Here is a 23,122-nt window from a genome sequence, read left to right as displayed (position 1 = left end):
AACGTACTCCCCAGGTGGGATACTTATCACTTTCGCTTGGCCGCCGAGACCGAAGTCCCGACAGCTAGTATCCATCGTTTACGGCGTGGACTACCGGGGTATCTAATCCCGTTCGCTACCCACGCTTTCGTCCATCAGCGTCAGTACGTTGTTAGTGACCTGCCTTCGCAATCGGTGTTCTATGTGATATCTATGCATTTCACCGCTACACCACATGTTCCGGCCACTTCACAACGACTCAAGACCACCAGTATCAAAGGCAATTCTACAGTTGAGCTGCAGACTTTCACCCCTGACTTAATGGCCCGCCTACGGACCCTTTAAACCCAATGATTCCGGATAACGCTCGGACCCTCCGTATTACCGCGGCTGCTGGCACGGAGTTAGCCGGTCCTTATTCTTACGGTACCGTCAGACACCTACACGTAGATGCGTTTCTTCCCGTATAAAAGCAGTTTACAACCCATAGGGCAGTCATCCTGCACGCGGCATGGCTGGATCAGTCTCCCGACCATTGTCCAATATTCCTCACTGCTGCCTCCCGTAGGAGTCTGGTCCGTGTCTCAGTACCAGTGTGGGGGATCCCCCTCTCAGGGCCCCTAACCATCGCTGCCTTGGTAAGCCGTTACCTCACCAACTAACTAATGGTACGCATGGCCATCCCTGTCCGATAAATCTTTAATCGCAAAAACATGTGTCTTCGCGATACCATGGGGCATTAATCCAAATTTCTCTGGGCTATTCCCCTGACAGGGGCAGGTTCCATACGCGTTCCGCACCCGTGCGCCGGTCGTCGGCGGAAGCAAGCTTCCCCGTTACCCCTCGACTTGCATGTGTTAGGCCTGCCGCTAGCGTTCATCCTGAGCCAGGATCAAACTCTTCATTGTCTATCGTTAAATATCTATTCAACTCCCAAACAACAACCAAGTCCTTGACATCAAAATGGTTCTTTGTTATTCTCTTTTACGCTGTCTATACAATATGTTAATGAACTTCTCTAAATCAAAAAGAAAAAAATAAACCCTAAAAAAGGCCTTTCCCCCTCTCTCTTTCAACCTAGCCTTATCAGCTAAGCGGGTGCAAATATAAACACCTTATTTTTCCTCCGCAAGTAGTTTTCATCTATTTTTCTTTAAAAAAATAAATAAAATTGTAAACCACTGTTTTTCAGGTTCAAATTATTTTAATGTTGTGATAATTTTAAGAAAAGAAATTCCATACCAATCCAAAACGAATAACAAAGTCTCGAAAGGGATAGTTTGGCGCCGAATAAAAGTTAGGTTCGGAGAAGGAAGAATTAAAATGTTCTGCCTTTAAATATATCCTAGTTTGCCTCACCTTGGCATTGATAAAAAAGTCCAACATGGGAAAGCCTCCAAATTCTTCTCTGTTCTGAATGTAAAACTCTCCTAACAATGGATTATAGGCATTCATATTGTAGGAAGCAAAGTATTTAAAGGTTACCCCCGTTTGCAAGAACATTGCCTTTTTGAACGCGTCTGTTGAGAAGTAAAGTGTATTCCTTGTCACCAGCTGCGGCACATTAAGCACTTGTTTATCTTGGGTAACATCTTGATAGAGAACTGTATTGTTGAGAGCCCAATTTCTCCACTTAAATTCTTTGGTATATTTTACGCGCAAATGATTTACCGTTGTGGCCTCCTGAAACGGCTTTACAAAAGCTGTCTCTTGAGCACTATCAATCTGTTCTTGTGTTGCAATGGACTCGAAGTAAGTATAATTATCAATGGCGCTATATTCAGCTTCCAATGAGCCTAACTTTTTTGAATCAAAACCAAATCCGATACTCTGTGTTTGAAGGTTTTCAAAAACAGCTGTATTCTGCCAATTAAAATTTTGATAATCGCTTTGATACAATAAAAAATTAAAGTTGGGCATTCGGGAGGAGGCATTAATAAAACCAGAAAATTGATTATTATCATTTATTTGATACGACACCGACGCATTGAATGCGTTCCCCGTTAGCTCCCCAGAAACACTGTAATTGATATCTCCTTCTAGAAACAAGCGACCAAACTTTTTAGAATAACCACCCCCAATAGCAATTTCTTCTCCTTCTAATTGGTTTTGAATTGTACCTGCCTCGGTCACCAAAATGCTATTAAAAAAATAGCTGTAATTGTAAAGGCTAACACTACCCGTTACATTGCCCAAAGTCTTGTTTGAAAATTTTGTGGACACTTTATTGAACATTGTTTTTAGACGAGCCTTATCTTCTATAGGAGTTACAAACGGGTCTAGGCCAAAAGCATCTGTTTGGGATGACTGAATAAACTCGTAAAGCTTAGTTTCATAATTAAATTCATGACCAATTGTAAGTGTTGTAGGTTCGTTATCTGTAGAATCTCTTTTTATGTTCAATAATTTTAATTGATGGTCCAAAAAGTATCGCTTACCCAACACTCGGTTATTTGCATCTTGATACTGAACATCAATTCGTGACCTATCTGTAAAATCACCTTCTGGATCATTCTCAAATTGTTCCCTATTAAGTAATCCTCCATTTTCTTCGGTGTCAATTTCCTGGGCGGCTATGTGTCCTCTTAAATTATAGTTATCCTTTTTGTTGCTATAATTGAACGTTGTTCTAAAATTTCCTGACTGAGCTTGATCAAAACGGTATTTCCCCAAAGACCTAAATCCTTTGTAAGCCAATGAAAAATTAAATCTTTCAGACAGATTGAACGTTAGTAAAGCATCTAATAGTTGCCCCTGCTCCAAAGTAGTTTTAAACATAAGTTCTGTCATTGGGGTTGCAACATTATAATAATCTATATCTCTTGTTTCAAAATAATTAAAGTGTTTTGCAATCGCCCCCATATGCGGATAGAACCAATTATTGGAAAAAGTTCTTCCAAGAGTGTTATAAGGTTGGCCAATATTGGAAAAAGGCATCAACTCAAAATCATCCTTTCTTAAAAAATTGTATTTGTATTCTTTTAAAATGGTCAAGGTAGTATCCAAAGTAATAGTATCCCTTGCGTAAGAAATAATCTTGTAATCGGTAATAGAAACTGTTCTAGCTTCCTCCTCCTCTTCTTCTTTTTGTTTTATGAATCTGGGCTTTCCTTTAGTTATAGAGTCTGTTTTCTCTAATGGGGGTAAGGAGTCTTGTTGTGCAAAAAGTAATTGACCCAGAAAAAAGAGTAGGGCAAAAAATAAAAATCTCATTCCATGTTATTCGTCAAGCAAAGGTATATGTTTTGTTTCTAAAGAAATGTGAAAGTTTGAAGCTTAAAAGTTCTCGTCAAAACACTTTCTTAACAAAAAAGAGAATTCATTGGCAAAAAGCTTCAAGGGTTTTAAGTTTGATTTTTCTGCTTTAAATTTCATTCTTTATTTTAGAGCACCAAATATTTGTCTGTATAGAAAATGCTCAAACACATTTATAAATACTCAAATGAAGCGGGCACAGATGAAGCTGGAAGAGGCTGTTTGGCCGGACCGGTCACGGCAGGGGCAATAATTCTGCCCAAAGGTTTCTCAAACAAAATATTAAACGACTCCAAGCAATTGTCAGAATCAAAAAGGGAGTTTTTAAGGCCTATCCTTGAAAAAGAAGCAGTCGCATTTTCGGTGTGTCATGTTTTTGAAAATGAAATAGACAGTATCAATATCCTGAACGCATCTATCTTGGCAATGCATCGTGCTTTGGACACATTGGCACAGGTTCCAAGTTTTATTATTGTTGATGGCAACCGATTTAAACCCTATCCATCTGTTGGACATGAGTGCATTATTAAAGGGGATGGTAAATTTATGAGCATTGCAGCAGCATCTATATTGGCCAAGACTTATAGGGATGAATACATGGCAAGGATACACGAAGAATTTCCTATGTACAATTGGAAAAAAAACAAAGGATACCCTACAAAAGAGCACAGGGAAGCCATTAGAAAACATGGACTTACCAAATATCACAGAAAAAGCTTTAGACAACTTCCAGAACAGTTAACACTGGATATTTAAAAATCATAAATTTGTTGGAAACTTTGAAAATGAAATCCAAGGTATTGCTGCCCATACTCATCCTTTTCTTCATTTCTTGCCAGACCGAGGTAAAAATTACAGATTCACCATTAAGGTACTTACCGCCAAATTCTGCACTAATTGTAAAAATTAATAATTTATCCAATTTCAAGAGCGAGCTTAAAAACAATGCTTTCCTTGAAAAAACAAACAATTTTCAAATCCATGAGAAGATTCTTAAAAAGACAGGTGGATTAGAGCATGTTAATACCAAAACCACTTGCGTTTTGGCTTTTTATGAAATTGGTAAAGAGAATTACGAATTTGTTCTTGTTTCCGATAGAAATGCTGATTTTTTTGATTTGGAAAACATAACCGACAAGACCGTTGAGACACTTACTTACCAAAACAAAAACATAACCAAATATACTATTGAGGACTATGAAGTCTATAGCATGATAGTCGACAATACCATTATTGTAGGCTCTTCACTTATGCTTATGGAAAATATGGCTCGTTCCAATAGTTCAAAGGTCAATCCTACATTAAAAAGGCTGTATGATACCGCTGGACCTACTAAATCAGCAACTTTATTCTTTAATTTAAATGAGCCATCTTCTATACTGTCCTCACAACTAAAGGAAAATCATGATGGTGTAAAATCTTTTTCAGATTGGGTCTCCGTAGATTTTTCAGCCAATTCTGATAATTTTAGTTTTAATGGAGTTGCCGTTGCAACAGACTCTACCAAAAATTTCATCAATTTATTTAAAGGGACAACTCCGTTAACCAATAAAACACCTCTCTTTGCCCCATTAAATGCACAGGCCGTGCTTTCCTATACCTTTGACGATTATCAGGTTTTTGCTAAAAACCAAAACGTCTACTTAGATAGAATAAAACCAATTGACACCCTTTTTAATACTGTTGAAGAAGTTGGCGTCATCTATTTAAACAACAAAAAGGTAGCATTGCTTAACTCCTTTGGAACTGAAAGCTTATCCGAATTCTTAAATGCCGATAAAACCTCATCTTCTACCTATCAAGGAAGTGAAATTTTGGTTTTAAAGCATAAGGACTTGTTATCGGAAGGGTTCGCTCCTTTATTGAAAGGTTTTGCATCTAATTTTTGTACGATTCTTGAAAACACTTTTGTTTTTGCAGAAAGTAAAGAACCCTTACAAACCTTAATAAGTAATTATCGGAACGCAACATCGTTTAGCAATGCTCCTATCTATAAAACTGCGAAAGCTACGCTGGCCAATGAGTCCAGTATTTTATTTGTTTCCAATTCCTCAGGAATAGACTTCTTTGCTGAGGAAGAGTTTGCCCCTAAACTTTTCAACCCAATCAAGAAAGGGGATTTCTCAGACCATACTTTTGCGGCCCAAGTGGTAGCAGATACCGATTTTGCCCATATCAACTTCCTAATCTCCAAAATTGAAAAAACAGTAAAAAGTAATACAGTAACACCTTTGTTTACTTTGGAATTGGATACAGATTTGGCAATTGATCCTCAGTTTGTGAAAAATCATAGAACCAACAAGCAAGAAATTGTAGTTCAAGACCAAAACAACTTTTTGTATCTAATTTCAACTGATGGGAAGGTGCTTTGGAAAAAACAACTGGATGGAAGAATACAAGGCCCTATACAACAGGTTGACATCTACAAAAATGGTCGTTTGCAGTTGGCTTTCTGCACTAACAATCAATTTTTGATCATAGACCGAAACGGAGATGAAGTGCCTCCCTTTAATAAAGCATTTGAAGGCGGAAATTTAAATCCTTTAGCGGTATTCGATTATGAAGAAAAAAAGGATTATCGCTTTATTATTACCCAAAGTGAAAAGGTATTTATGTATAATAACAAAGCCCAAGTTGTTGACGGATTTATCTATACCCAAGCGCAAAGTCCCATAATTGCTGCCCCAAAACACTTCAGAATTTCCAATAAAGATTATTTGGTATTTCAGTTAGAAGATAAAACCCTTAAAATCCTGCATAGATCCGGTGGTGACCGTATTAAGGTGACTCAAAAAATTGACTTTTCAGACAATGAAGTCTTTTTGTATAAAGACAAGTTTTCCACCACAAATAAAAAAGGGGTGCTTCACCAGGTTGACACCAAAGGAAAACTTACCAGCACCAATTTTAACTTGAATAAAGATCATGGAATGTATGCTACCAGTAATACTTTGGTCTTTATGGATGATAATGTTCTAAGTATAAGGGGCAAGAAAGTGGATTTGGATTTAGGTGTCTACACAAAACCCAAAATCTTTTATATCTACGACAAAATCTACGTAAGTGTAACAGATATTCAAAATCAAAAAATATTCATGTTCGATAGCCAAGCCAAACCCATTCCTAATTTCCCTGTTTTTGGAAACTCTTTAATAGATTTAGTAGACATGGACAATGACAAAAAGCTAGAATTAGTGGCTAAGGATCAAGAGAATTCTCTAATTCTCTACAAGATGAATTAACAGCAGCTTTACTGCAGCTTATACATTAGTTTAAACAGAATATACATATTGCGTACTTCTATGAAGTCCTTTTTGTAGATTCAAAAAGATTATTTTACCTTAAAGAACACATAATCAAAACACTACGTAAATGAAAACCTCTTTTGTAGGCAAAATCCTATTGATTTTTGCTATGGCATTCAGCATGAACAGTAATGCTCAATTCTTTAAAAAACTGGCAAAAAAAGCTGAAAAAGCCGCAGAACGTACGGTGGAACGCCGTGTGGAAAACGAAACTTCCAAAAAAACAGATCAAGCATTGGACAGTATTCTCGAACCTGGTTCGAGCGGAAAACAAGCCCCAAAAGCACCCGAAAATACAGGCAATGGTAATCAAGGCAATTCAGGAAACGGCACCTCTATTCCAGAAACTTCTGAGTCCACTGGAACAAAAGCAATTCAGGTATATAGCAAATTTGACTATGTTCCTGGAGACAAGCTAATGTTTTTTGATGATTTCGCTTTTGATTTTGTTGGTGACTTTCCCTCCAAATGGAATACCAATGGAAGTGGAGAAATAGTGACTCTTGGAGACTCCGCCGAAAAATGGCTTGAACTGATCTCTGGATATAGACTCTATTACATTCCAGATGTGCCACAACTCCCAGAAGAATATACTATTGAATTTGACTTAATGAATGTTGGTGTTGACAACAAAACCTCTTCCAACGCCATACTCAGGATTGATCTTAGTGATGATGACAAATTTCAAGAAGGCAGCAACTTTGTACACGCAAATATTTCCTTTTGTCAATATACGCCTGTTGGAATTACCATGGAAAGTAGAATTAACAATAGAAGAGATATTTACAGTACCGTAAAAGCAGATTTGAGGGAAGAAATACAAAATAGACCCCATGTATCCATAGCTGTGAACAAGCAACGTTTTAGATTATGGGTAAACGAAGAAAAACATATAGACATTCCCCGTATTGTCCCAATTGGAGAGGTACTAACTACACTTAAGTTCCACATGAACGGTTTCAAGGATGGCACAGAACGCGTATTTATTAGTAATCTCAAAGTTGCAGAAGGTGGTATAGACTTAAGAAGAAAACTCATTTCCGAAGGTAAAGTATCCACCAACGGAATCCTTTTCGATGTAGGCTCGGCCAACATACAACCACAATCCATGGGAATTATTAGACAAATCTCACAGGTGTTGCAACAAGAAACTTCAATGAACCTTAAAATAGTTGGGCACACAGATGCCGATGGTAGCAACGAAAGTAATCTGTCACTTTCGCAAAAACGTGCCGAAGCAGTTAAAAATGCATTGGTTTCTATTTACGGAATCTCATCGGGCAGATTGTCTTCGCAAGGAAAGGGAGAATCTGAACCTGTAGGCGACAATGGCACCACAGATGGAAAAGCACAAAATAGAAGGGTCGAATTCATAAAACAATAACCATGAAAAAAGTATTAATATCCGCAGTAATTTGTTTTCTTTCAACGCAAATTGGAACTGCTCAATCTGAATGCAGTAAATACTATCCACTTGAAGACGGGGCATCCTTCCAATACACCAGTTACAATGGAAAAGGAAAACTTCAAGGAAAAACAGATTATACCGTAACAAATGTTTCAGATTCTGGAGGAAAGACCTCTGCAACAATGGAAATGAAATACCAGGACCATAAAGGCAAAGAAGTTATGTCATCCGAGTATGGCTTTACTTGCGAAGGTGATGTAGTTAAAATCGACTTCCAATCTTTAATGAACCAGCAAATGATGCAGCAATTCGCCGCAGTGGAAATTGATGTTACCGGCACGGACATTGAATTGCCCAACAATTTGACCGTAGGCCAAGAGTTAGCAGATGCAAATGTGAAAATAGCTGCTGATATGGGTGGTATGACCATGAACATGAATGTGGAAACCATCAATAGGAAGGTTGAGAAAAAAGAGAAAGTATCTTCTCCTGTGGGTGATTTTGAATGTTACGTTATTTATAGTGAAAACAAGACAAAAATGGCAATGATGGGCAACAAGGTCTTTCCATCTAGAATTTGGCTTGCTGAAGGTATTGGCATGGTAAAGCAAGAAAGTTATAATCAAAAAGGAAAGTTGACCAACAGCATGGTCTTGACCAAGCTTGAAAAGTAAATCATATTTTTATATATTAAAAAACCGAGGCCTATACCTCGGTTTTTTGTTTTATCAACTCCGCTTTAAAGAGTGTTTTAAAATGTTGAAGTAGCTTTTGTTTTACCTCTTCTGTGTCTACTTCCTTTTTTCCCAATTCAACGTTTAAAGAAGTTACGGCCTTGTCTTTTATTCCGCAGGGAATCATTAAATCAAAATAACCTAAATCTGTATTTATATTTAATGCAAAGCCATGCATGGTTACCCATCTACTGGCACGCACTCCCAAAGCACAAATTTTTCGAGCAAAGGGAGTCCCTACGTCTAACCATACGCCTGTTTCACCATCAGAACGCTCGGCTTTCAAGCCGTATTCTGACAAGGTTAAAATCACTATTTCTTCTAAAAATCGAAGGTATTTATGAATATCTGTAAAGAAATTATCCAAATCCAATATGGGGTAACCCACTATTTGTCCAGGGCCATGATAAGTAATATCTCCTCCTCTATTGATCTTATAAAAGGTAGCTTCTTTTTCTTTAAGTTGAGCTTCATTAACCAAAAGGTTATTAATATCGCCACTTTTGCCCAAAGTATAAACATGCGGATGTTCTACATAAAGAAAATAGTTAGGAGTTTCAAGATTGGCCTGCTCTCTTCTATTTTTGATTTTTAAATCAACTATTCCTTTAAAAAGGGCTTCTTGATAGTCCCAAGTTTCCTTGTAATCCTTTGAACCTAAATCTTGCAGGATAACTTTCTTGTTCATCCCGCAAAGATACAAAGACCTGTGACTGAAAACTAGTTTTCCAACTCTACCTCAAGGTCCAATGCTGCAGGGTTTTTCATAAGATCCATAAACCCAACTTCATAGAACATGGTTTTACCATCAGCGCTAAATGTAGCACCTTCAACATTGGTAGATTTTACTTTTCTTGGAAAATGGTATTTAAGGGTGTAAGTAGAACCTGAAAGGAACATTTCTGCACCCTGTAGACTGTCTAATCCCTGTTGAAACAACTCTTCGTCAATAATCTTGGCTTTTCTTGAAAATGAATTCTTTGAAAAAGCATAATGCACCTCGGTAGTTGGGTCTTGCATACCCATTGGAGCTGGCTTTCCTTCTCCACTATTTGGCCCAAGGGCACTCGCACCTTGAAAAGCGTTAAATGCATCATTAACTTCACTCACATTCTTGAACTCGCTGAATAAGTCAAATTTCATCAACTTCTCCTCTGGATTCATGACCATATGCATGTTGAAAGGTTCCAAACGCTTCAATTTGACCTGTTCTTCCGGTGGTAAAGCTGCTATGCTATCTTTTTTCTCTTCCAACATGTCCCTAAAAGAAATCAAGGAATCAATGGCTTTTTCATTGCTCTTCATCATTTCTTCTCCTGCCATTTCCATAAGTTCAGACCCATCAAAATTGATTGATAGTTTTCCTGAACCATCTTCCTGTAAAAATATTTCTTCTGTAAAATTGCATGACGAGATTAGGACAATTGCCAATGCCCATAACATGATTTGGATTTTTTTCATGTGGTTACTTTTAGTTCGTATTATTTAGTATGACAAGTGCTCCAATAATGCCTGGCACCCATCCACAAAGTGTTAAAAGTAATACAATAACAAAAGAACCGCAACCTTTTCCGATGACCGACAAAGGGGGAAAAATGATAGCCAATAAAACTCTCCAAAAACTCATTGATTTGATTTTGATTGATGATACTTATAGGTATCCAATTTGCTGGATTTGTTACACAAAACCATTAAATTTAATCACTTAACAAAAGTAACATGCGGATTTTCATATTCCTTTTTATTCTTCTAAACGCTTTTACCGGGCTAGGACAATATCATTTCTCCGGGCAAGTATCAAAAGAAAACGAAGGCAGAACAGTATATCTATCATTGATAGAAGATTACAGGAAATCTTCTCGAATCTATTTAGATCAAATTATCCAAAAAACTTTAGTGGATTCCTTAGGTTATTTTCAATTTGAAGGAAATAATCTTTTAGACAGCAATCGAGTATACCAGCTCCATTTGGATGGATGTTCGGATGAATTAAAGACCAACCATTTTTTAGGACAGTGCGATAGTAGCGAAAGTGTGCTTTTTATTGCCAAAAATAAAGATACTCTTCAATTTCCCACATCATTTGAAAATCAGGCGTTATGTACCATTGCTTCAACCAACTCTAAATCATCTGTTTTTTTGGACATAGATGCCCTAAAAGAAGAAATGATATTCGAATTCATGGATTACACTAGTGAATCAAGTACTTCCCTCAATTCAAAAAAATGGTTTAAAATATTACAGGACTTTGCAGAAGGGTCAGATGAGCCTTTGGCTGAATTATACATCTACGATTTTTTATCGGACAGAAAGAATGAGACTCATGCATACTATATGACCGATGTAAAACTCAATGGTTACTATGATGAACTGTTGACAAGGTTAATAGAAAAATACCCCGATGCCCCTTTTACATTACAATATGAAAATGAGCTAAAAGGAGATAGGGTAATACAGAACCAAACAGATACAGCATCAACTGAAAGCTATTGGAAATATCTTTTTTTTGGCGGAGTACTTTTTTTGATTTTACAAGTTGCCTATTTCAATTTTAAAAGGCGAAAACGTGAGAAAAAGAAGAATCCCTTTGATATGCTTACCGTTCAAGAAAGAAATATTATGGTCAAAATTTCTGAAGGGAAATCCAATAAAGAAATTGCTTCAGAGCTATTTATTAGTTTAAGTACGGTAAAAACACATATCAACAATCTTTATAAAAAACTTGGTGTTTCTTCACGAGATGAGATTAGGTCAATCCTCTAATTTCATAAAATCCACCTAGGGTCTAGTCCTAATTTCCATCTGCGAAAAGCCTGACTACCTATTGATTTTATTGAATTTTCGGTTCTAAACTTTAAACCGAGAATTATGAAATCAATTTTAGTAACGGTATTATTTATTAGTTCCTCTCTTATTTTCTCCCAAGAATTTAACAAGGAAATCACATTGGAAAATGGCAAAAAATTCTTGCTTGGTAAAATTAATCTGGATGGCCTAAATTCGGAACCTTATCAAGTTTGGTTCCAACAAGGCCATGAGTCTTATGACGTTGATGAAACTTTGATCAACGTCATTAAAAAACCGCTAAAGCGTCATCAAATTAAGTTGTTCCTAGGCACATGGTGCGGTGACAGCAAGAGAGAAGTCCCTAGAATCATTAAGATTTTAGAAACTGCCAACTTCCCAATGAACAAATTGGAAATTGTTGCTCTTGATCGTAGAAAGGGATTTGTCAAGACCAGCCCGACGGGTGAAGAAAAAGGGCTAAACATCATAAAAGTGCCTACAATAATCTTCTTTAAGGATGGTAAAGAAATTAACAGAATAGTGGAAACTCCCATTGAATCTTTAGAGGAAGACATGGTACAAATTGTAAGCGGGAAACCATACACCCCTAATTATGCCACATTAAGCAAGAGCAAGTAAGGAATTAAAGCGCAAAAGTGTAATTTTGCGCTTTAATTTTTTATAAACTATGCAACTATCGGAACAGGAAATCGTTCGAAGGGAAAAATTATCTAAGCTCAGGGAAATGGGAATTAACCCCTACCCTGCTGCGCTATATCCAGTTGATGCTACTTCCAAGAGTATCAAAAGTGATTTTGAAGAAGGTAAACAGGTGGTGATTTCCGGTAGATTAATGTCCAGAAGAATTCAGGGTAAAGCTTCTTTTGCTGAATTGCAAGATAGTGAAGGGCGTATTCAGGTCTACTTTAATAGAGACGAAATCTGTGTTGGGGAAGACAAGACCCTTTACAATGAAGTTTATAAAAAGTTATTGGACATTGGCGATATTATTGGTGTTGAAGGGGAATTGTTTACCACGCAAGTAGGAGAAAAGACCGTTATGGTCAAAAACTTTAGCTTGTTGAGCAAAGCGCTGAGACCGTTGCCCTTACCTAAAAAGGATGCCGATGGCAATGTATTTGATGAATTCAATGACCCTGAGATGCGTTATCGCCAGCGTTATGTGGATTTGGTGGTAAACCCATCGGTAAAAGAAACTTTCATCAAACGCACAAAAATAACAAACAGTATTCGTGAGTTTTACAATGAAAAAGGATATTTAGAAGTAGAGACTCCTATTTTACAACCCATTCCTGGTGGAGCTGCGGCGCGACCATTTTTAACGCATCACAATGCATTGAATATTCCTTTGTATTTGAGAATTGCCAACGAATTATATCTTAAAAGATTGATAGTGGGTGGCTTTGATGGTGTGTATGAGTTTTCCAAAGATTTCCGAAATGAAGGAATGGACCGTACCCACAATCCAGAGTTTACCGTAATGGAGCTATACGTAGCCTACAAAGACTATAACTGGATGATGGATACCACCGAGCAGTTATTGGAAAAAATAGCCATTGATGCTAACGGCAGTACTAAAGTTACTGTTGGGGAAAATGAAATAGAATTCAAAGCGCCTTATGCTCGTGTTCCTATTTTAGAGGCCATTAAAATACATACCGGTTACGATGTAGCTGGCATGAATGAAGTTCAGTTGAGGCAAGTTGGTCAAAAATTGGGATTAGAAGTTGATGAGACCATGGGAGTGGGCAAATTAATAGATGAAATATTTGGAGAAAAATGTGAGCACTATTACGTGCAACCTACCTTTATCATCGACTATCCAAAAGAAATGAGTCCATTGACCAAAGAACACCGCACCAATCCGGCGCTTACCGAGCGTTTTGAACTCATGGTAAACGGTAAAGAGTTGGCGAATGCCTACTCTGAGCTAAACGACCCCATTGATCAGCGCGAACGTTTTGAAGACCAATTAAAGCTTTCTGAAAAAGGAGATGACGAAGCCATGTTCATTGATCAGGATTTTTTGCGTGCTCTTGAATACGGTATGCCTCCTACTTCTGGTATTGGAATAGGAATAGATCGTTTGGTCATGTTGATGACCAATAATTCATCCATACAAGAGGTATTGTTCTTTCCGCAAATGCGTCCGGAGAAAAAAGCAGTGGAACTTACGGAAGAAGAAAAAATAATCATGGATATTCTTAAACCTATCGGTGAAATGCCATTGGCAGAGCTTAAAGAAAAAGCAGGTCTTAGTGGTAAAAAATGGGATAAGAGCTCTAAGAGTTTGGCAAAACTGGGACTCTTTGAAGTTGAAAAAACTGAGACCGGTTTAATTTCCAGAATTAAAAATTAGTGCTGCTTTCTTTACAAAAAGAGGAATTAAACGACTTAATTCATTAATTTAAAGGCAAATAACCCGTATTTGTTACTGATGTGAAATATGGTTAAACTGTCTTGTTATGAAATTTAGTGTCTGGTTTTTGACTTTGGTAATTGTCCTTTCGTCCTGCAAAACAAATTCTGAAAATAGTGATTCAAAGGAAACCTCAGTATCCGAAACCAACAAACAGTCTATCAGAAAAATTGATGTGCATTCGCACTATAAGTTTCCTAGGGAATACCTTCCCGCATTACATGAAAAATGGAGTATGCAATCGGTTTTAGTGGATGTTTCCATTAAAGACTCAACAGGAATCAATAGAAGTTGGGATTCCTATTTAGCTCATGCCCAAAAACATTCCGATTTGTTTTTTCTCTGCTCTTCATTAATCGGTGTCGGAATTGATTCTCCTGATTTTGCGGAACAAGCAATCCAACAATTAAAGAGAGAAATCGATTCTGGTGCAAGAATGGTCAAAGTTTGGAAGAACTTTGGAATGGTAACCAAAGACACCTCTGGGCATTTTATTCAAATAGATGATTCGCGCTTGCAACCTATTTGGGATTTTCTGAAGCAAAAAAATATCCCAGTAATGGCACATATAGGTGAACCTGAACAAGCCTGGAGACCATTAGACCCCAACAACCCGCACTACGGATATTATAAAAACAATCCACAATACCACGCCTACAAGTTTCCCGAAATACCCTCATATGAAACCATTATCAGTGCAAGGGATAAATGGATTGAAAACAATCCCGATTTAAAAATTCTATGTGCCCATTTAGGAAGTATGTCCCACAGTGTTGAGATGGTGAGTGAACGCCTTGACAAGTTTTCAAATATGTATGTGGAACTCGCAGCCAGATTTGGGGATTTAGCCAACCAGGACTCTAAAAAGGTACGAGCGTTTTTTGAAAAGTATCAAGATAAAATACTATTCGGTTCAGATTATGGCAATTCTACTCCCGAAAATGTAATGTCCCCAGACGAACTCAAGGAAGAGGAAATGAATCTTGACGAAAGCTACAATCAGTTATGGCGCTATTTAAGCAGTTCCGACTCTTTGGTTATACGTGGCCAAAAAACACAAGGATTACAACTTTCAAAAGAAATTCTCCACAAGATTTATTATAAAAACGCTGTAGATTTTTTAGAATTGCAGTGATCTAATTTTTGCTTCGTATTTGCTAAAAAACAAAAAGGTCATTAATTACAGAAGGTAGCAGCAGAATAGAGAAGACTACCGAACAAACCCTTTTTGTTTTATGCAATAGTCCTATCTTGTCATAAGATTCATCATCAAATTTATGGAGGAAGTTTATATCAATGCCCTAGGAGTTTATCTGCCAAACAATCCAATTTCTAATGAAGAAATGGAAGATTATCTGGGGAAAATACATGGTAAGGAAAGCAGAGTCAAATCAAGAATCCTAAGTCAGAATGGAATTGAGAATAGGTACTATGCCTTGGATGAAAATCAGAAAAGCACCCACTCCAATGCCCAATTAGCTGGAATGGCATGTAAAGCTGCTCTTAAAAAAAGTAGCGTACTTAATCAAGATGTACAAATGATTTCCGCAGGCACTACCCAAGGCGACCTCCCTGTACCAGGTTTTGCTAGTTTGGTGCATGCAGAACTAGGTACTACTCATTGCGAGTTAGCCAGTTTTCAGAGTGTTTGCGCAAGCGGAATGATGGCCATTAAAAGTGCCTATTCTCAAATTAAAGCAAATGAAAAAGAAAATGCACTTTGCGTTGGAAGTGAGTTTGCCAGCAGGCTTTTTAAAGCATCAAGGTTTGAAGGGCAAGAACAAAAATCTATCCCTTTCGATACCGATTTTTTAAGATGGATGTTATCTGATGGTGCCGGTGCAATGGTTCTGGAAAATAAACAAAACACCAAAGGGCTTTCCCTAAAGATAGAGTGGATAGATATAAAATCTTACGCAAATGAGAATCCGCTTTGTATGTATGTTGGCGCCATGGGCAAGGATAATTTTGTAAAAGGGTGGCTAGATTATCCTGATTATGAAACTGCTTCAAAAGATGGTGCAATTAATTTGAAACAAAATACCAGGCTTTTAAACAAGGTTATTGAAGTGGGGGTGTCCCACTACTTCAATTTAATTGATCAGGATAAAATAATCACTGAGGAAATTGATTGGTTTTGTTGCCATTACTCATCCCTTTATTTTAAACAACCCATAATAGACCTTTTAAAAAAAGGCGGGGCCAATATTCCTGAAGAAAAATGGTTTAGCAACTTAACCAGTAAAGGCAATACTGGTTCAGCATCAATGTTTATAATGCTTGAAGAATTGATGTACTCCGGTAATTTGAAGGAAGGCGATACCATTATATGTATGGTTCCGGAAAGCGGCAGGTTTATAACTTCTTTCATGAAACTCAAAGTGGTTGGGAATGCAAAAAAAATAGCTCCCAAATATTCAATTAGAAAAGTAGAGGCTCCAGGTCTTAATATAGACAGGAATCCAACATCAGAATGGCTGGTTAGACAGTTGACCCAAATTTGGATTGATTTTGAAAACAAACTATTGGAAATTCCCATTGTTAAGCAGATTCATCAGGGAACTCTTAGTATTGAAAACTACAAATTGCTTTTGTTTGATCTAAGACAACAGGTCATTGATGGTTCTCAATGGATTTCTAGAGCAGCTTCCAATATCGATATTTCTTTATTTGAACTTAGATCTGCTTTTATAAAACATACCGCCACAGAACACAAAGACTATCAGCTCTTGGAAAAAAACTATGTAGCTCTTGGTGAGTCTTTGGAAAAAATTCAACTTGGAGAGAAAAACATTGGAAGTGCGGCTTTGTCCTCCTTTATGTTTCAGAGAGCAAGTAGTCCAAATCCAATTGATCTATTAGGCGCAATGTTCATTATTGAGGGCATTGGAAAGCGGCTTGCAGGATATTGGGGAAACCTAATTCAGGATCAACTCAAACTTGAAGACAATCAGGTTTCATTTTTAACCTATCATGGTGTGGCAGATGAAAATCATTTTCATCATTTGGAAGAAGCCTTGAACCACCCCTTAATGAATATGGAGCTGGCAAGGCAAATTGCCAAAACAGCAAAAACTACAGCACTATTGTATCATTTGCAGTTAAAAGAACTGGGTAATTATTAATTTACAGCTATGGATAATCAATTTGACATAAAAAATCATGATACCAGAGACCCCAACCCTTGGTTGGCAATGTATCTGGACAGTAGTATCCCGATTAATATTTTGACCAAGCAGGCCTTAATGCGCGATAACAACAGTAAATCCACTAGGTATCTGCTTCCTTTTATCAAGTTTTGGTCAAAAATTTCAATGTTCTTTATTCATATTTTTAAGTTTTTCTTTCCAAAATTCTTTAATTCTTCCAAGGCCCTCCATAGAATATTGGCGTGGGGATTAAAGCGGTTTGTTAGCCCAGATGCCAATCTATTGATTTTTCGTCATTTTCATGCAGGAAGTGAAATATTGGAATTTGTCGCTAAAAATGTAGATGGGATTCAAGTTACCACAAGTCCTTTAAAGCCTTATGATTTTAATGACGTTAAAGATGATCTTTTCTTAAATCATGATTTAAACCTGTACAATTTTGTAATTAAGCTGAATAGTGAATTGAAAGAAAAAGGATTGGTACTACAAAAGCAGGATACATTAAATCTAAGTATGGTTTCTGAAAATCAATTTAAGCATATTGAATTTCCAAAGAAATGGACAAACGTCCTTGATTTAAGATCTGCCATAGAATTGTTTACCCCCTTTTACCAACTTTTTCTCACCGCAAATGATTTTGTAAGGGCTTCCAATTCTTTACAATTAGACGAAACCGTTGCAATTTATACAACTCAAATATTGGGAACACCAGGGCATTTAGGGCTAGTTAACAACAAACACCCCATGGTACCAACTTCCACATATACCGCCGCATATCGCTTAGTGCTTCATGGGCTTGCTACCGAAACTTTACATGAAATATTGGTGAATATTAAACTAGGTCGCTCCAAAGATGGCATAGTAACACCTGTAGCGGTTTAAACAATAAATCCAGAAATTGACGCTCAAAAAATAGAATTAGTTTTAGATTCTATTAAAATAAAAGCACCGAAGCATTCTCTCTAATTATCCGTAAGGCCTTGGACATTTGATTCTCCACAGTTTTGATGGAAATACCCATATCCTCTGCGATTTCCCTATACTTTCTGCGCTCCAACTTGTTCATGATAAAAATCTCCTTGCATTTTGGCGGCAACTTATCAATGAGTTCTTCCAGTTTGTTATAGCTAGCTCTTATAAGATCATCATCTTCCTTAAGTTCAAAATAGCTGTCGTAAATCGTCTCCCATCGAATTCTATCTAAAAGATCTGGTTTCTTTTTGTCTTTTCTTAGTTGAAGTAAAAATTGATTATGACATGATTTAAAGAGATATGCCTTAAGCGATTCTCGGATGGTTATCTGATGTTTCTTTTCCCAAATCTTAATCATTGTCTCTTGAACAATATCCTTGGAAAGGCTTCTATTACCGCTTAGTTTAAAGATATAATTACACAGCCAATCATAGTATTCATTGAACAAATACTCATAGGCAGATACGTCACCTTTCTTTAAATTTTCTACAAGTATTTTTTCGTTCATCATAAAAAAATATAGGCTAAAGTATAAAATTTATAAAAAAAGTAGGGGTTTTTTGTCAAATTCGTATCATAGAGATGTAAGACTATCAAAAATGCAAGATTTAATTGAGAAATTTTTAAACCGAACTATTTCCGCTAACGAAAGAAAGCGATTAAAAAAGTGGGTGCTGGCCAACAAGGAAAACCTAAATACTTTTAAAAAAGAGATAAAAAATAGGTCGGAAAATAATTTACACCATCACTTTGATGGAAAAGATGCTTTTAAAGAATTCATGATTGCTGTGGATAAAGGTAGGGTCATAAGAAGAAAAAAACTTCACTTGGTTCGTTATGCAGCTCTTTTTATAGGCCTCTTAGCTACTGCTAGTTTTATATATGTCTCCCAGTTTAATAATAAAGGTAATTCTGAATCAACGCTGGTAAACAGTCTATCCAATCAAATAGTAATTACGCTTGCAGATGGAACGAAACAAGTAATAGCGGCGGATAACAGAAAAGTACTTACTGACAAGAAAGGCAATGTTATAGCAGAAAAAGAATCAACCGGGTTGGATTTTAGTCAAATAGCAAATCCATCTGATGATAATATAGTTTTCAACGAAGTTTATATCCCTTATGGTCAAAAATTCAGGATAACACTTTCTGACGGTACAAAGGTTTGGTTAAATTCAGGATCTAGACTGCGGTTTCCAAAAAACTTAAATACATCTGCCCAAAATCGCATGGTTTATTTAGAAGGCGAAGCCTATTTTGATGTTACCAAAGATGAAAAAAGGCCTTTTATTGTTAATGCAGAAAACGTGGACATCAAAGTTCTGGGAACACAATTCAACGTATCCGCTTATAAATCTGATGGTGAAATCTCTACTACCTTGGTAGAGGGTTCTGTAAATGTTTATGAGAACTCTAACCCTGATACAAAAATTCATCTTAGCCCCAGCTATCAAGCTGCATTTATAAAACAGAACGGCACTTTGACCAAACAAAAGGTTGATGTACGTACTTATACCAGTTGGATGGAAAACAGATTGATCATAGACAATTTATCTTTTGAACAAATCCTGCGCAAATTGGAAAGAGCTCACAATGTTTCAATTGTCAACAAGGTTGAAAGCTTAAATAACGAGATGTTTACAGGAGAATTTGAGAACGAACGCATAGAGACTATTTTAAATACAATAGCTTCCAGTACACCATTTACCTATAAAATAGAGAACAATGTAATCACCATTTTAAAATAGAAAGGGAAGGTGTTGCAGCACCTCCCCCCATATTAGATCGCTAACAAGAATTATCACTAACAATCAAACACTCAAAATTATGAAAAAAAACATGGTTTTCAAGTCACCCTTTTTCTTGGTGGCCTGTACAAAATTGACCTTAAAAATGAAGTTAAGTTTTTTTCTCACTTTATTCATTATTTGTCAGCTTACTGCCAGTGATATTTACTCGCAGAGGAAAGTCCATTTTGAATTTGAAAATGTTCCATTAAAGGATATTTTAAATGAGATAAAAAAACAATCTGGTTACAATTTCTTCTATAATATGAACGAAATCAACGATACCAAAAAAACCTCATTGACCGCATCAGACGAAAAGATATTCGCAGTTTTGGATAGGCTCTCGAAACAAGAAAAACTGGATTATTCCATAAATGGAAATCAGATTGTACTTAAAAAACAGTCGTTGGATAAAAGTTCCATCTACCCTGTCAATGAACAACAGCAAGTAAGAGGCTCGGTTAAGGACAGTGATGGCAACCCATTGCCCGGGGCAAATGTCTTGGTGAAAGGCACCACAAATGGTTCACAAGCAGACTTTGATGGTAATTTCACTCTAGAAATTGATGACGAAAATGCCATCCTGGTCATCTCCTATCTTGGTTTCAAGACAACTGAAGTCTCACTGAATGGACAGTCTACAGTCGCGATAGTCCTTCTGGAAGACGCTGCCCGATTGGATGATGTGGTTGTAGTAGGGTCCAGAAACCCTAACAGAACAGCAACCGAAACTACCGTTCCAGTGGATGTAATTGATATGGCCACTATTGCCAATCAAGGACCACAGGTTAGTGTAAATGAAATATTGAACTATGTTGCGCCTTCTTTTACCTCACAATCGCAAACAGTATCAGATGGTACAGATCATGTTGACCCCGCTTCACTTCGTGGCTTAGGTCCAGATCAAGTATTGGTGTTGATCAACGGAAAAAGAAGACATAACTCAGCTCTCATAAATGTAAATGGAACTGTTGGTGCAGGAAGTGTAGGAACAGATATGAACGCTATCCCCGTAGCAGCCATTCAACGTATAGAAGTGCTTAGAGATGGAGCAGCGGCCCAATATGGTTCAGATGCCATTGCCGGAGTCATCAACATTGTGCTTAAAAAATCAACCGGTAAGCTTGATCTTTCATTGACCTCTGGAGCAAATTTTAGTGAAAATAGCAATCAATTTGAAGGAGGAAGTGATGGTGAAAAATTTCAACTAGATGCCAATTTTGGACTTCCGATCGGAGATCGTGGGTATATTAATTTTACCGGTTCCCTTTCCACTAGAGAACCTGCACTAAGAAACAAGGATTACGCAGGTGACATTTTTCAAGGGTTTCATGGAGCAGAGCGTGTTTTTGCCGCTGGTGGAGGAACGGTAGCCGATATGACCTTGCAGGACTATGCCAATGCTGCGCAAGGCATTGGTTATCTTGATCAAGGTGTTAAGGATCAAATTGCAGGTCTAAATCTAAATGATGAAACCGATGTTACCACATTTCGTGGTTTGTTAGGTTTTGATGCCGATGAGGATGAACTTTCTGCCCGCGGACTAACACGAAAAGATTTTAGGTTTAAAGTAGGTACGTCAAGACTAAGAGAAGGGAAATTCTTTGCAAACCTTTCAATCCCGGTTTCAGAAACAACAGAGGTATATGGCTTCGGGGGAATAAGCTATCGTCAAGGATTAGCTTCAGGATTCTATAGAAGACCTGCACAAGGTGATGGTCGTGCCAATACTCCTGCATTCCCGAATGGCTTTTTACCCAGTATTGGGACGGATATTCTAGATCAATCCCTTGCCATCGGAATTAAAGGAAAAGTAAATGAGTGGGATGTGGATTTTTCAAATACCTATGGTAGAAATACATTTGATATTACGGTAGGAAACTCTAGTAATGGAACCTTAGGTGTTGCTACTCCACGTATTTTTGATGCTGGTGGACTAAGCTTTTCACAGAATACAACTAATTTGGATTTTAGCAGGTTCCATGAAGATATTTTTGAAGGATTCAACGTTGCTTTTGGAGCTGAATACAAGGTTGAAAAGTATGAAATTATAGCTGGAGAAGAGTCATCATACACCAGCTTTGATATCAATGGAAATCCTGTAAATAGCGTAACTCCAGACGATCAACTGGTAAGAAACAATTTTACCGGCGCACCATTGGGTGGAGGGTCTCAAGTTTTCCGTGGGTACGACCCTGGTAATGCAACAGAAAAATTCAGGAACAATATCTCCCTTTATGCTGATTTTGAAGCAGACTTTACCGAAAACTGGTTGCTAAGTTTAGCGGGTAGGTATGAAAATTATTCGGACTTTGGGAGCACCTTCAACTACAAACTGGCCACAAGATTAAAGCTCACAGAAAATCTTGCGTTAAGAGCAGCAAGCAGTTCTGGTTTTAGGGCACCATCATTGCACCAACAGTTTTTTAGTAGAACAAGTACGGTATTTGTGGATAATGTGCCTTTTGAACAAGGAACTTTCACCAATGACAGTAGGGCAGCTACACTTATCGGTATTGATAAGTTAAGAGAGGAAACTTCCAATAGTTTTAGCGCAGGGTTAACAGGTAATTTTGGCGACTTTTCAATCACGGTTGATGGATACCTAATTTATATTGACGACCGTATTGTGTATAGCGGAAGCTTCGGAAACGGCGGTGATCCTGAACTTACATCAATTTTTGCGTCTGCTGGAGCTACTAGTGCTCGATTCTTTGTAAATGCCATTGACACTAAATCTTCAGGTTTGGATATTGTTCTTTCCCATAAAACAAACTTGGGAGATGCCATATTAAAAAATGATTTAGCGGCCACTTTCAACAAAACAGAAGTTGAAAACATTTTTGTTCCAGAACTCATAGAAAATGCCGGACTAACTGGGTCTTTCTTTGATGGTCAAGAAGAAGCATTTTTAACCCTGGCCCAACCAAGAACAAAATTGAATCTGACCAATCTGGTTTCTTTAAATACCTGGGATTTTCTATTAAGAAATGTATACTTCGGAGAGGTTACCGATCCTGACGATTTTAATGGAGATGCCCGCGTAGAAGGCACCACCGTTAGTGATGATGCCATTTATGCTGGAAAACTGATTACCGATCTTACAGTGACAAAAACATTCACTGATAACCTTTCATTAACCATTGGGGCCAATAACCTTTTTGATGTTTACCCAGATGAAAATAGAGAGGGAGGTACCTCAGGAGACCAATTTGTGTATTCAAGAAGAACGTCTCAATTTGGATATAGTGGCCGTTTTCTTTTTGCAAGATTAAGATTGAGTTTATAGTTCTTTATATTTTAATT

General features: G+C 37.3%; 17 protein-coding genes and 1 rRNA gene (1 of these 18 cut by a window edge). 12 read left to right on the top strand and 6 right to left on the bottom strand.

The window, feature by feature from the left end; translation table 11 throughout:
* Positions 1–887, bottom strand: a 16S ribosomal RNA gene (locus tag SJY44_RS06455); it reaches 635 nt to the left of the window's first position.
* 313 nt (positions 888–1,200) lie between these two features.
* The gene (locus SJY44_RS06450; protein ID WP_396591756.1) at positions 1,201–3,192 is read right to left on the bottom strand and encodes a putative porin; all 1,992 of its coding nucleotides are present in this window, start codon (positions 3,190–3,192) and stop codon (positions 1,201–1,203) included.
* Between the two features lie 201 nt (positions 3,193–3,393).
* Between SJY44_RS06450 and SJY44_RS06445 the strand changes: the two genes are divergently transcribed.
* From SJY44_RS06445 to SJY44_RS06430, 4 genes are all read left to right on the top strand, one after another.
* Complete coding sequence (locus SJY44_RS06445) at positions 3,394–3,990, top strand: ribonuclease HII (protein ID WP_396591755.1); 597 nt, start codon at positions 3,394–3,396, stop codon at positions 3,988–3,990.
* A 29-nt stretch (positions 3,991–4,019) separates the two neighbouring features.
* Positions 4,020–6,476, top strand: a complete 2,457-nt coding sequence (locus SJY44_RS06440) for a ribonuclease HII (RefSeq protein WP_396591754.1) — start codon at positions 4,020–4,022, stop codon at positions 6,474–6,476.
* Between the two features lie 130 nt (positions 6,477–6,606).
* Complete coding sequence (locus SJY44_RS06435; protein ID WP_396591753.1) at positions 6,607–7,923, top strand: OmpA family protein; 1,317 nt, start codon at positions 6,607–6,609, stop codon at positions 7,921–7,923.
* Positions 7,924–7,925: 2 nt separating this feature from the next.
* Positions 7,926–8,621 carry a hypothetical protein gene (locus tag SJY44_RS06430; protein WP_396591752.1) on the top strand — a complete coding sequence of 232 codons (696 nt, stop codon included), beginning with the start codon at positions 7,926–7,928 and terminating at the stop codon, positions 8,619–8,621.
* A gap of 31 nt (positions 8,622–8,652) precedes the next feature.
* On the opposite strand, the gene lipB is transcribed toward SJY44_RS06430, so the two are convergent.
* From lipB to SJY44_RS06415, 3 genes are read right to left on the bottom strand one after another with little or no spacing between them, the layout of a single operon-like run.
* A complete protein-coding gene (gene lipB, locus SJY44_RS06425; protein ID WP_396591751.1) occupies positions 8,653–9,369 on the bottom strand; it encodes a lipoyl(octanoyl) transferase LipB in 717 nt (238 codons plus the stop codon).
* Between the two features lie 32 nt (positions 9,370–9,401).
* Positions 9,402–10,142 carry a hypothetical protein gene (locus SJY44_RS06420; RefSeq protein ID WP_396591750.1) on the bottom strand — a complete coding sequence of 247 codons (741 nt, stop codon included), beginning with the start codon at positions 10,140–10,142 and terminating at the stop codon, positions 9,402–9,404.
* Between the two features lie 10 nt (positions 10,143–10,152).
* Positions 10,153–10,308 (bottom strand): YqaE/Pmp3 family membrane protein, encoded by a 156-nt coding sequence (locus tag SJY44_RS06415; protein ID WP_082433465.1) that lies wholly within the window; start codon positions 10,306–10,308, stop codon positions 10,153–10,155.
* A gap of 92 nt (positions 10,309–10,400) precedes the next feature.
* Between SJY44_RS06415 and SJY44_RS06410 the strand changes: the two genes are divergently transcribed.
* From SJY44_RS06410 to SJY44_RS06385, 6 genes are all read left to right on the top strand, one after another.
* Positions 10,401–11,444, top strand: coding sequence for a helix-turn-helix transcriptional regulator (locus SJY44_RS06410; protein ID WP_396591749.1), 1,044 nt, complete (start codon positions 10,401–10,403; stop codon positions 11,442–11,444).
* 105 nt (positions 11,445–11,549) lie between these two features.
* Positions 11,550–12,107 carry a thioredoxin family protein gene (locus SJY44_RS06405; RefSeq protein ID WP_396591748.1) on the top strand — a complete coding sequence of 186 codons (558 nt, stop codon included), beginning with the start codon at positions 11,550–11,552 and terminating at the stop codon, positions 12,105–12,107.
* A gap of 49 nt (positions 12,108–12,156) precedes the next feature.
* Positions 12,157–13,848, top strand: a complete 1,692-nt coding sequence (lysS, locus tag SJY44_RS06400) for a lysine--tRNA ligase (protein ID WP_396591747.1) — start codon at positions 12,157–12,159, stop codon at positions 13,846–13,848.
* Between the two features lie 106 nt (positions 13,849–13,954).
* Entirely contained in the window at positions 13,955–15,043 is a 1,089-nt protein-coding gene (locus tag SJY44_RS06395) for an amidohydrolase family protein (protein WP_396591746.1), read from the top strand.
* A gap of 142 nt (positions 15,044–15,185) precedes the next feature.
* On the top strand, positions 15,186–17,033 hold the full coding sequence (locus tag SJY44_RS06390; protein ID WP_396591745.1) for a 3-oxoacyl-[acyl-carrier-protein] synthase III C-terminal domain-containing protein: 1,848 nt from the start codon (positions 15,186–15,188) through the stop codon (positions 17,031–17,033).
* A gap of 9 nt (positions 17,034–17,042) precedes the next feature.
* On the top strand, positions 17,043–17,939 hold the full coding sequence (locus SJY44_RS06385; RefSeq protein ID WP_396591744.1) for a DUF6999 family protein: 897 nt from the start codon (positions 17,043–17,045) through the stop codon (positions 17,937–17,939).
* A 52-nt stretch (positions 17,940–17,991) separates the two neighbouring features.
* Here SJY44_RS06385 and SJY44_RS06380 read toward each other — a convergent pair whose 3' ends face one another.
* The gene (locus SJY44_RS06380; protein WP_396591743.1) at positions 17,992–18,540 is read right to left on the bottom strand and encodes an RNA polymerase sigma factor; all 549 of its coding nucleotides are present in this window, start codon (positions 18,538–18,540) and stop codon (positions 17,992–17,994) included.
* Positions 18,541–18,628: 88 nt separating this feature from the next.
* Between SJY44_RS06380 and SJY44_RS06375 the strand changes: the two genes are divergently transcribed.
* Both SJY44_RS06375 and SJY44_RS06370 read left to right on the top strand, forming a co-directional pair.
* A complete protein-coding gene (locus SJY44_RS06375; RefSeq protein WP_298924773.1) occupies positions 18,629–19,777 on the top strand; it encodes a FecR domain-containing protein in 1,149 nt (382 codons plus the stop codon).
* Between the two features lie 79 nt (positions 19,778–19,856).
* A complete protein-coding gene (locus SJY44_RS06370) occupies positions 19,857–23,105 on the top strand; it encodes a TonB-dependent receptor domain-containing protein (RefSeq protein WP_396591742.1) in 3,249 nt (1,082 codons plus the stop codon).
* Positions 23,106–23,122: the final 17 nt, after the last annotated feature.

Origin of the sequence: Allomuricauda sp. R78024 (genome assembly GCF_044596045.1) — a bacterium.
In the GTDB taxonomy this organism is placed as follows: Bacteria; Bacteroidota; Bacteroidia; order Flavobacteriales; family Flavobacteriaceae; genus Flagellimonas.
Note: the sequence above shows the minus strand (reverse complement) of the source record. Positions and strands in the feature narration are given on the sequence as shown.

What these genes read in the sequence shown, in the direction of transcription:
- SJY44_RS06445 (WP_396591755.1), top strand. Translation starts at nt 3,394, where the DNA reads ATGCTCAAACACATTTATAAATACTCAAATGAAGCGGGCACAGATGAA.
- SJY44_RS06395 (WP_396591746.1), top strand. Translation starts at nt 13,955, where the DNA reads ATGAAATTTAGTGTCTGGTTTTTGACTTTGGTAATTGTCCTTTCGTCC.
- lysS (WP_396591747.1), top strand. Translation starts at nt 12,157, where the DNA reads ATGCAACTATCGGAACAGGAAATCGTTCGAAGGGAAAAATTATCTAAG.
- SJY44_RS06370 (WP_396591742.1), top strand. Translation starts at nt 19,857, where the DNA reads ATGAAAAAAAACATGGTTTTCAAGTCACCCTTTTTCTTGGTGGCCTGT.
- SJY44_RS06385 (WP_396591744.1), top strand. Translation starts at nt 17,043, where the DNA reads ATGGATAATCAATTTGACATAAAAAATCATGATACCAGAGACCCCAAC.
- SJY44_RS06420 (WP_396591750.1), bottom strand. Translation starts at nt 10,142, where the DNA reads ATGAAAAAAATCCAAATCATGTTATGGGCATTGGCAATTGTCCTAATC.
- SJY44_RS06435 (WP_396591753.1), top strand. Translation starts at nt 6,607, where the DNA reads ATGAAAACCTCTTTTGTAGGCAAAATCCTATTGATTTTTGCTATGGCA.
- SJY44_RS06450 (WP_396591756.1), bottom strand. Translation starts at nt 3,192, where the DNA reads ATGAGATTTTTATTTTTTGCCCTACTCTTTTTTCTGGGTCAATTACTT.
- SJY44_RS06430 (WP_396591752.1), top strand. Translation starts at nt 7,926, where the DNA reads ATGAAAAAAGTATTAATATCCGCAGTAATTTGTTTTCTTTCAACGCAA.
- SJY44_RS06405 (WP_396591748.1), top strand. Translation starts at nt 11,550, where the DNA reads ATGAAATCAATTTTAGTAACGGTATTATTTATTAGTTCCTCTCTTATT.
- SJY44_RS06415 (WP_082433465.1), bottom strand. Translation starts at nt 10,308, where the DNA reads ATGAGTTTTTGGAGAGTTTTATTGGCTATCATTTTTCCCCCTTTGTCG.
- SJY44_RS06375 (WP_298924773.1), top strand. Translation starts at nt 18,629, where the DNA reads ATGCAAGATTTAATTGAGAAATTTTTAAACCGAACTATTTCCGCTAAC.
- lipB (WP_396591751.1), bottom strand. Translation starts at nt 9,369, where the DNA reads ATGAACAAGAAAGTTATCCTGCAAGATTTAGGTTCAAAGGATTACAAG.
- SJY44_RS06410 (WP_396591749.1), top strand. Translation starts at nt 10,401, where the DNA reads ATGCGGATTTTCATATTCCTTTTTATTCTTCTAAACGCTTTTACCGGG.
- SJY44_RS06440 (WP_396591754.1), top strand. Translation starts at nt 4,020, where the DNA reads ATGAAATCCAAGGTATTGCTGCCCATACTCATCCTTTTCTTCATTTCT.
- SJY44_RS06390 (WP_396591745.1), top strand. Translation starts at nt 15,186, where the DNA reads ATGGAGGAAGTTTATATCAATGCCCTAGGAGTTTATCTGCCAAACAAT.
- SJY44_RS06380 (WP_396591743.1), bottom strand. Translation starts at nt 18,540, where the DNA reads ATGATGAACGAAAAAATACTTGTAGAAAATTTAAAGAAAGGTGACGTA.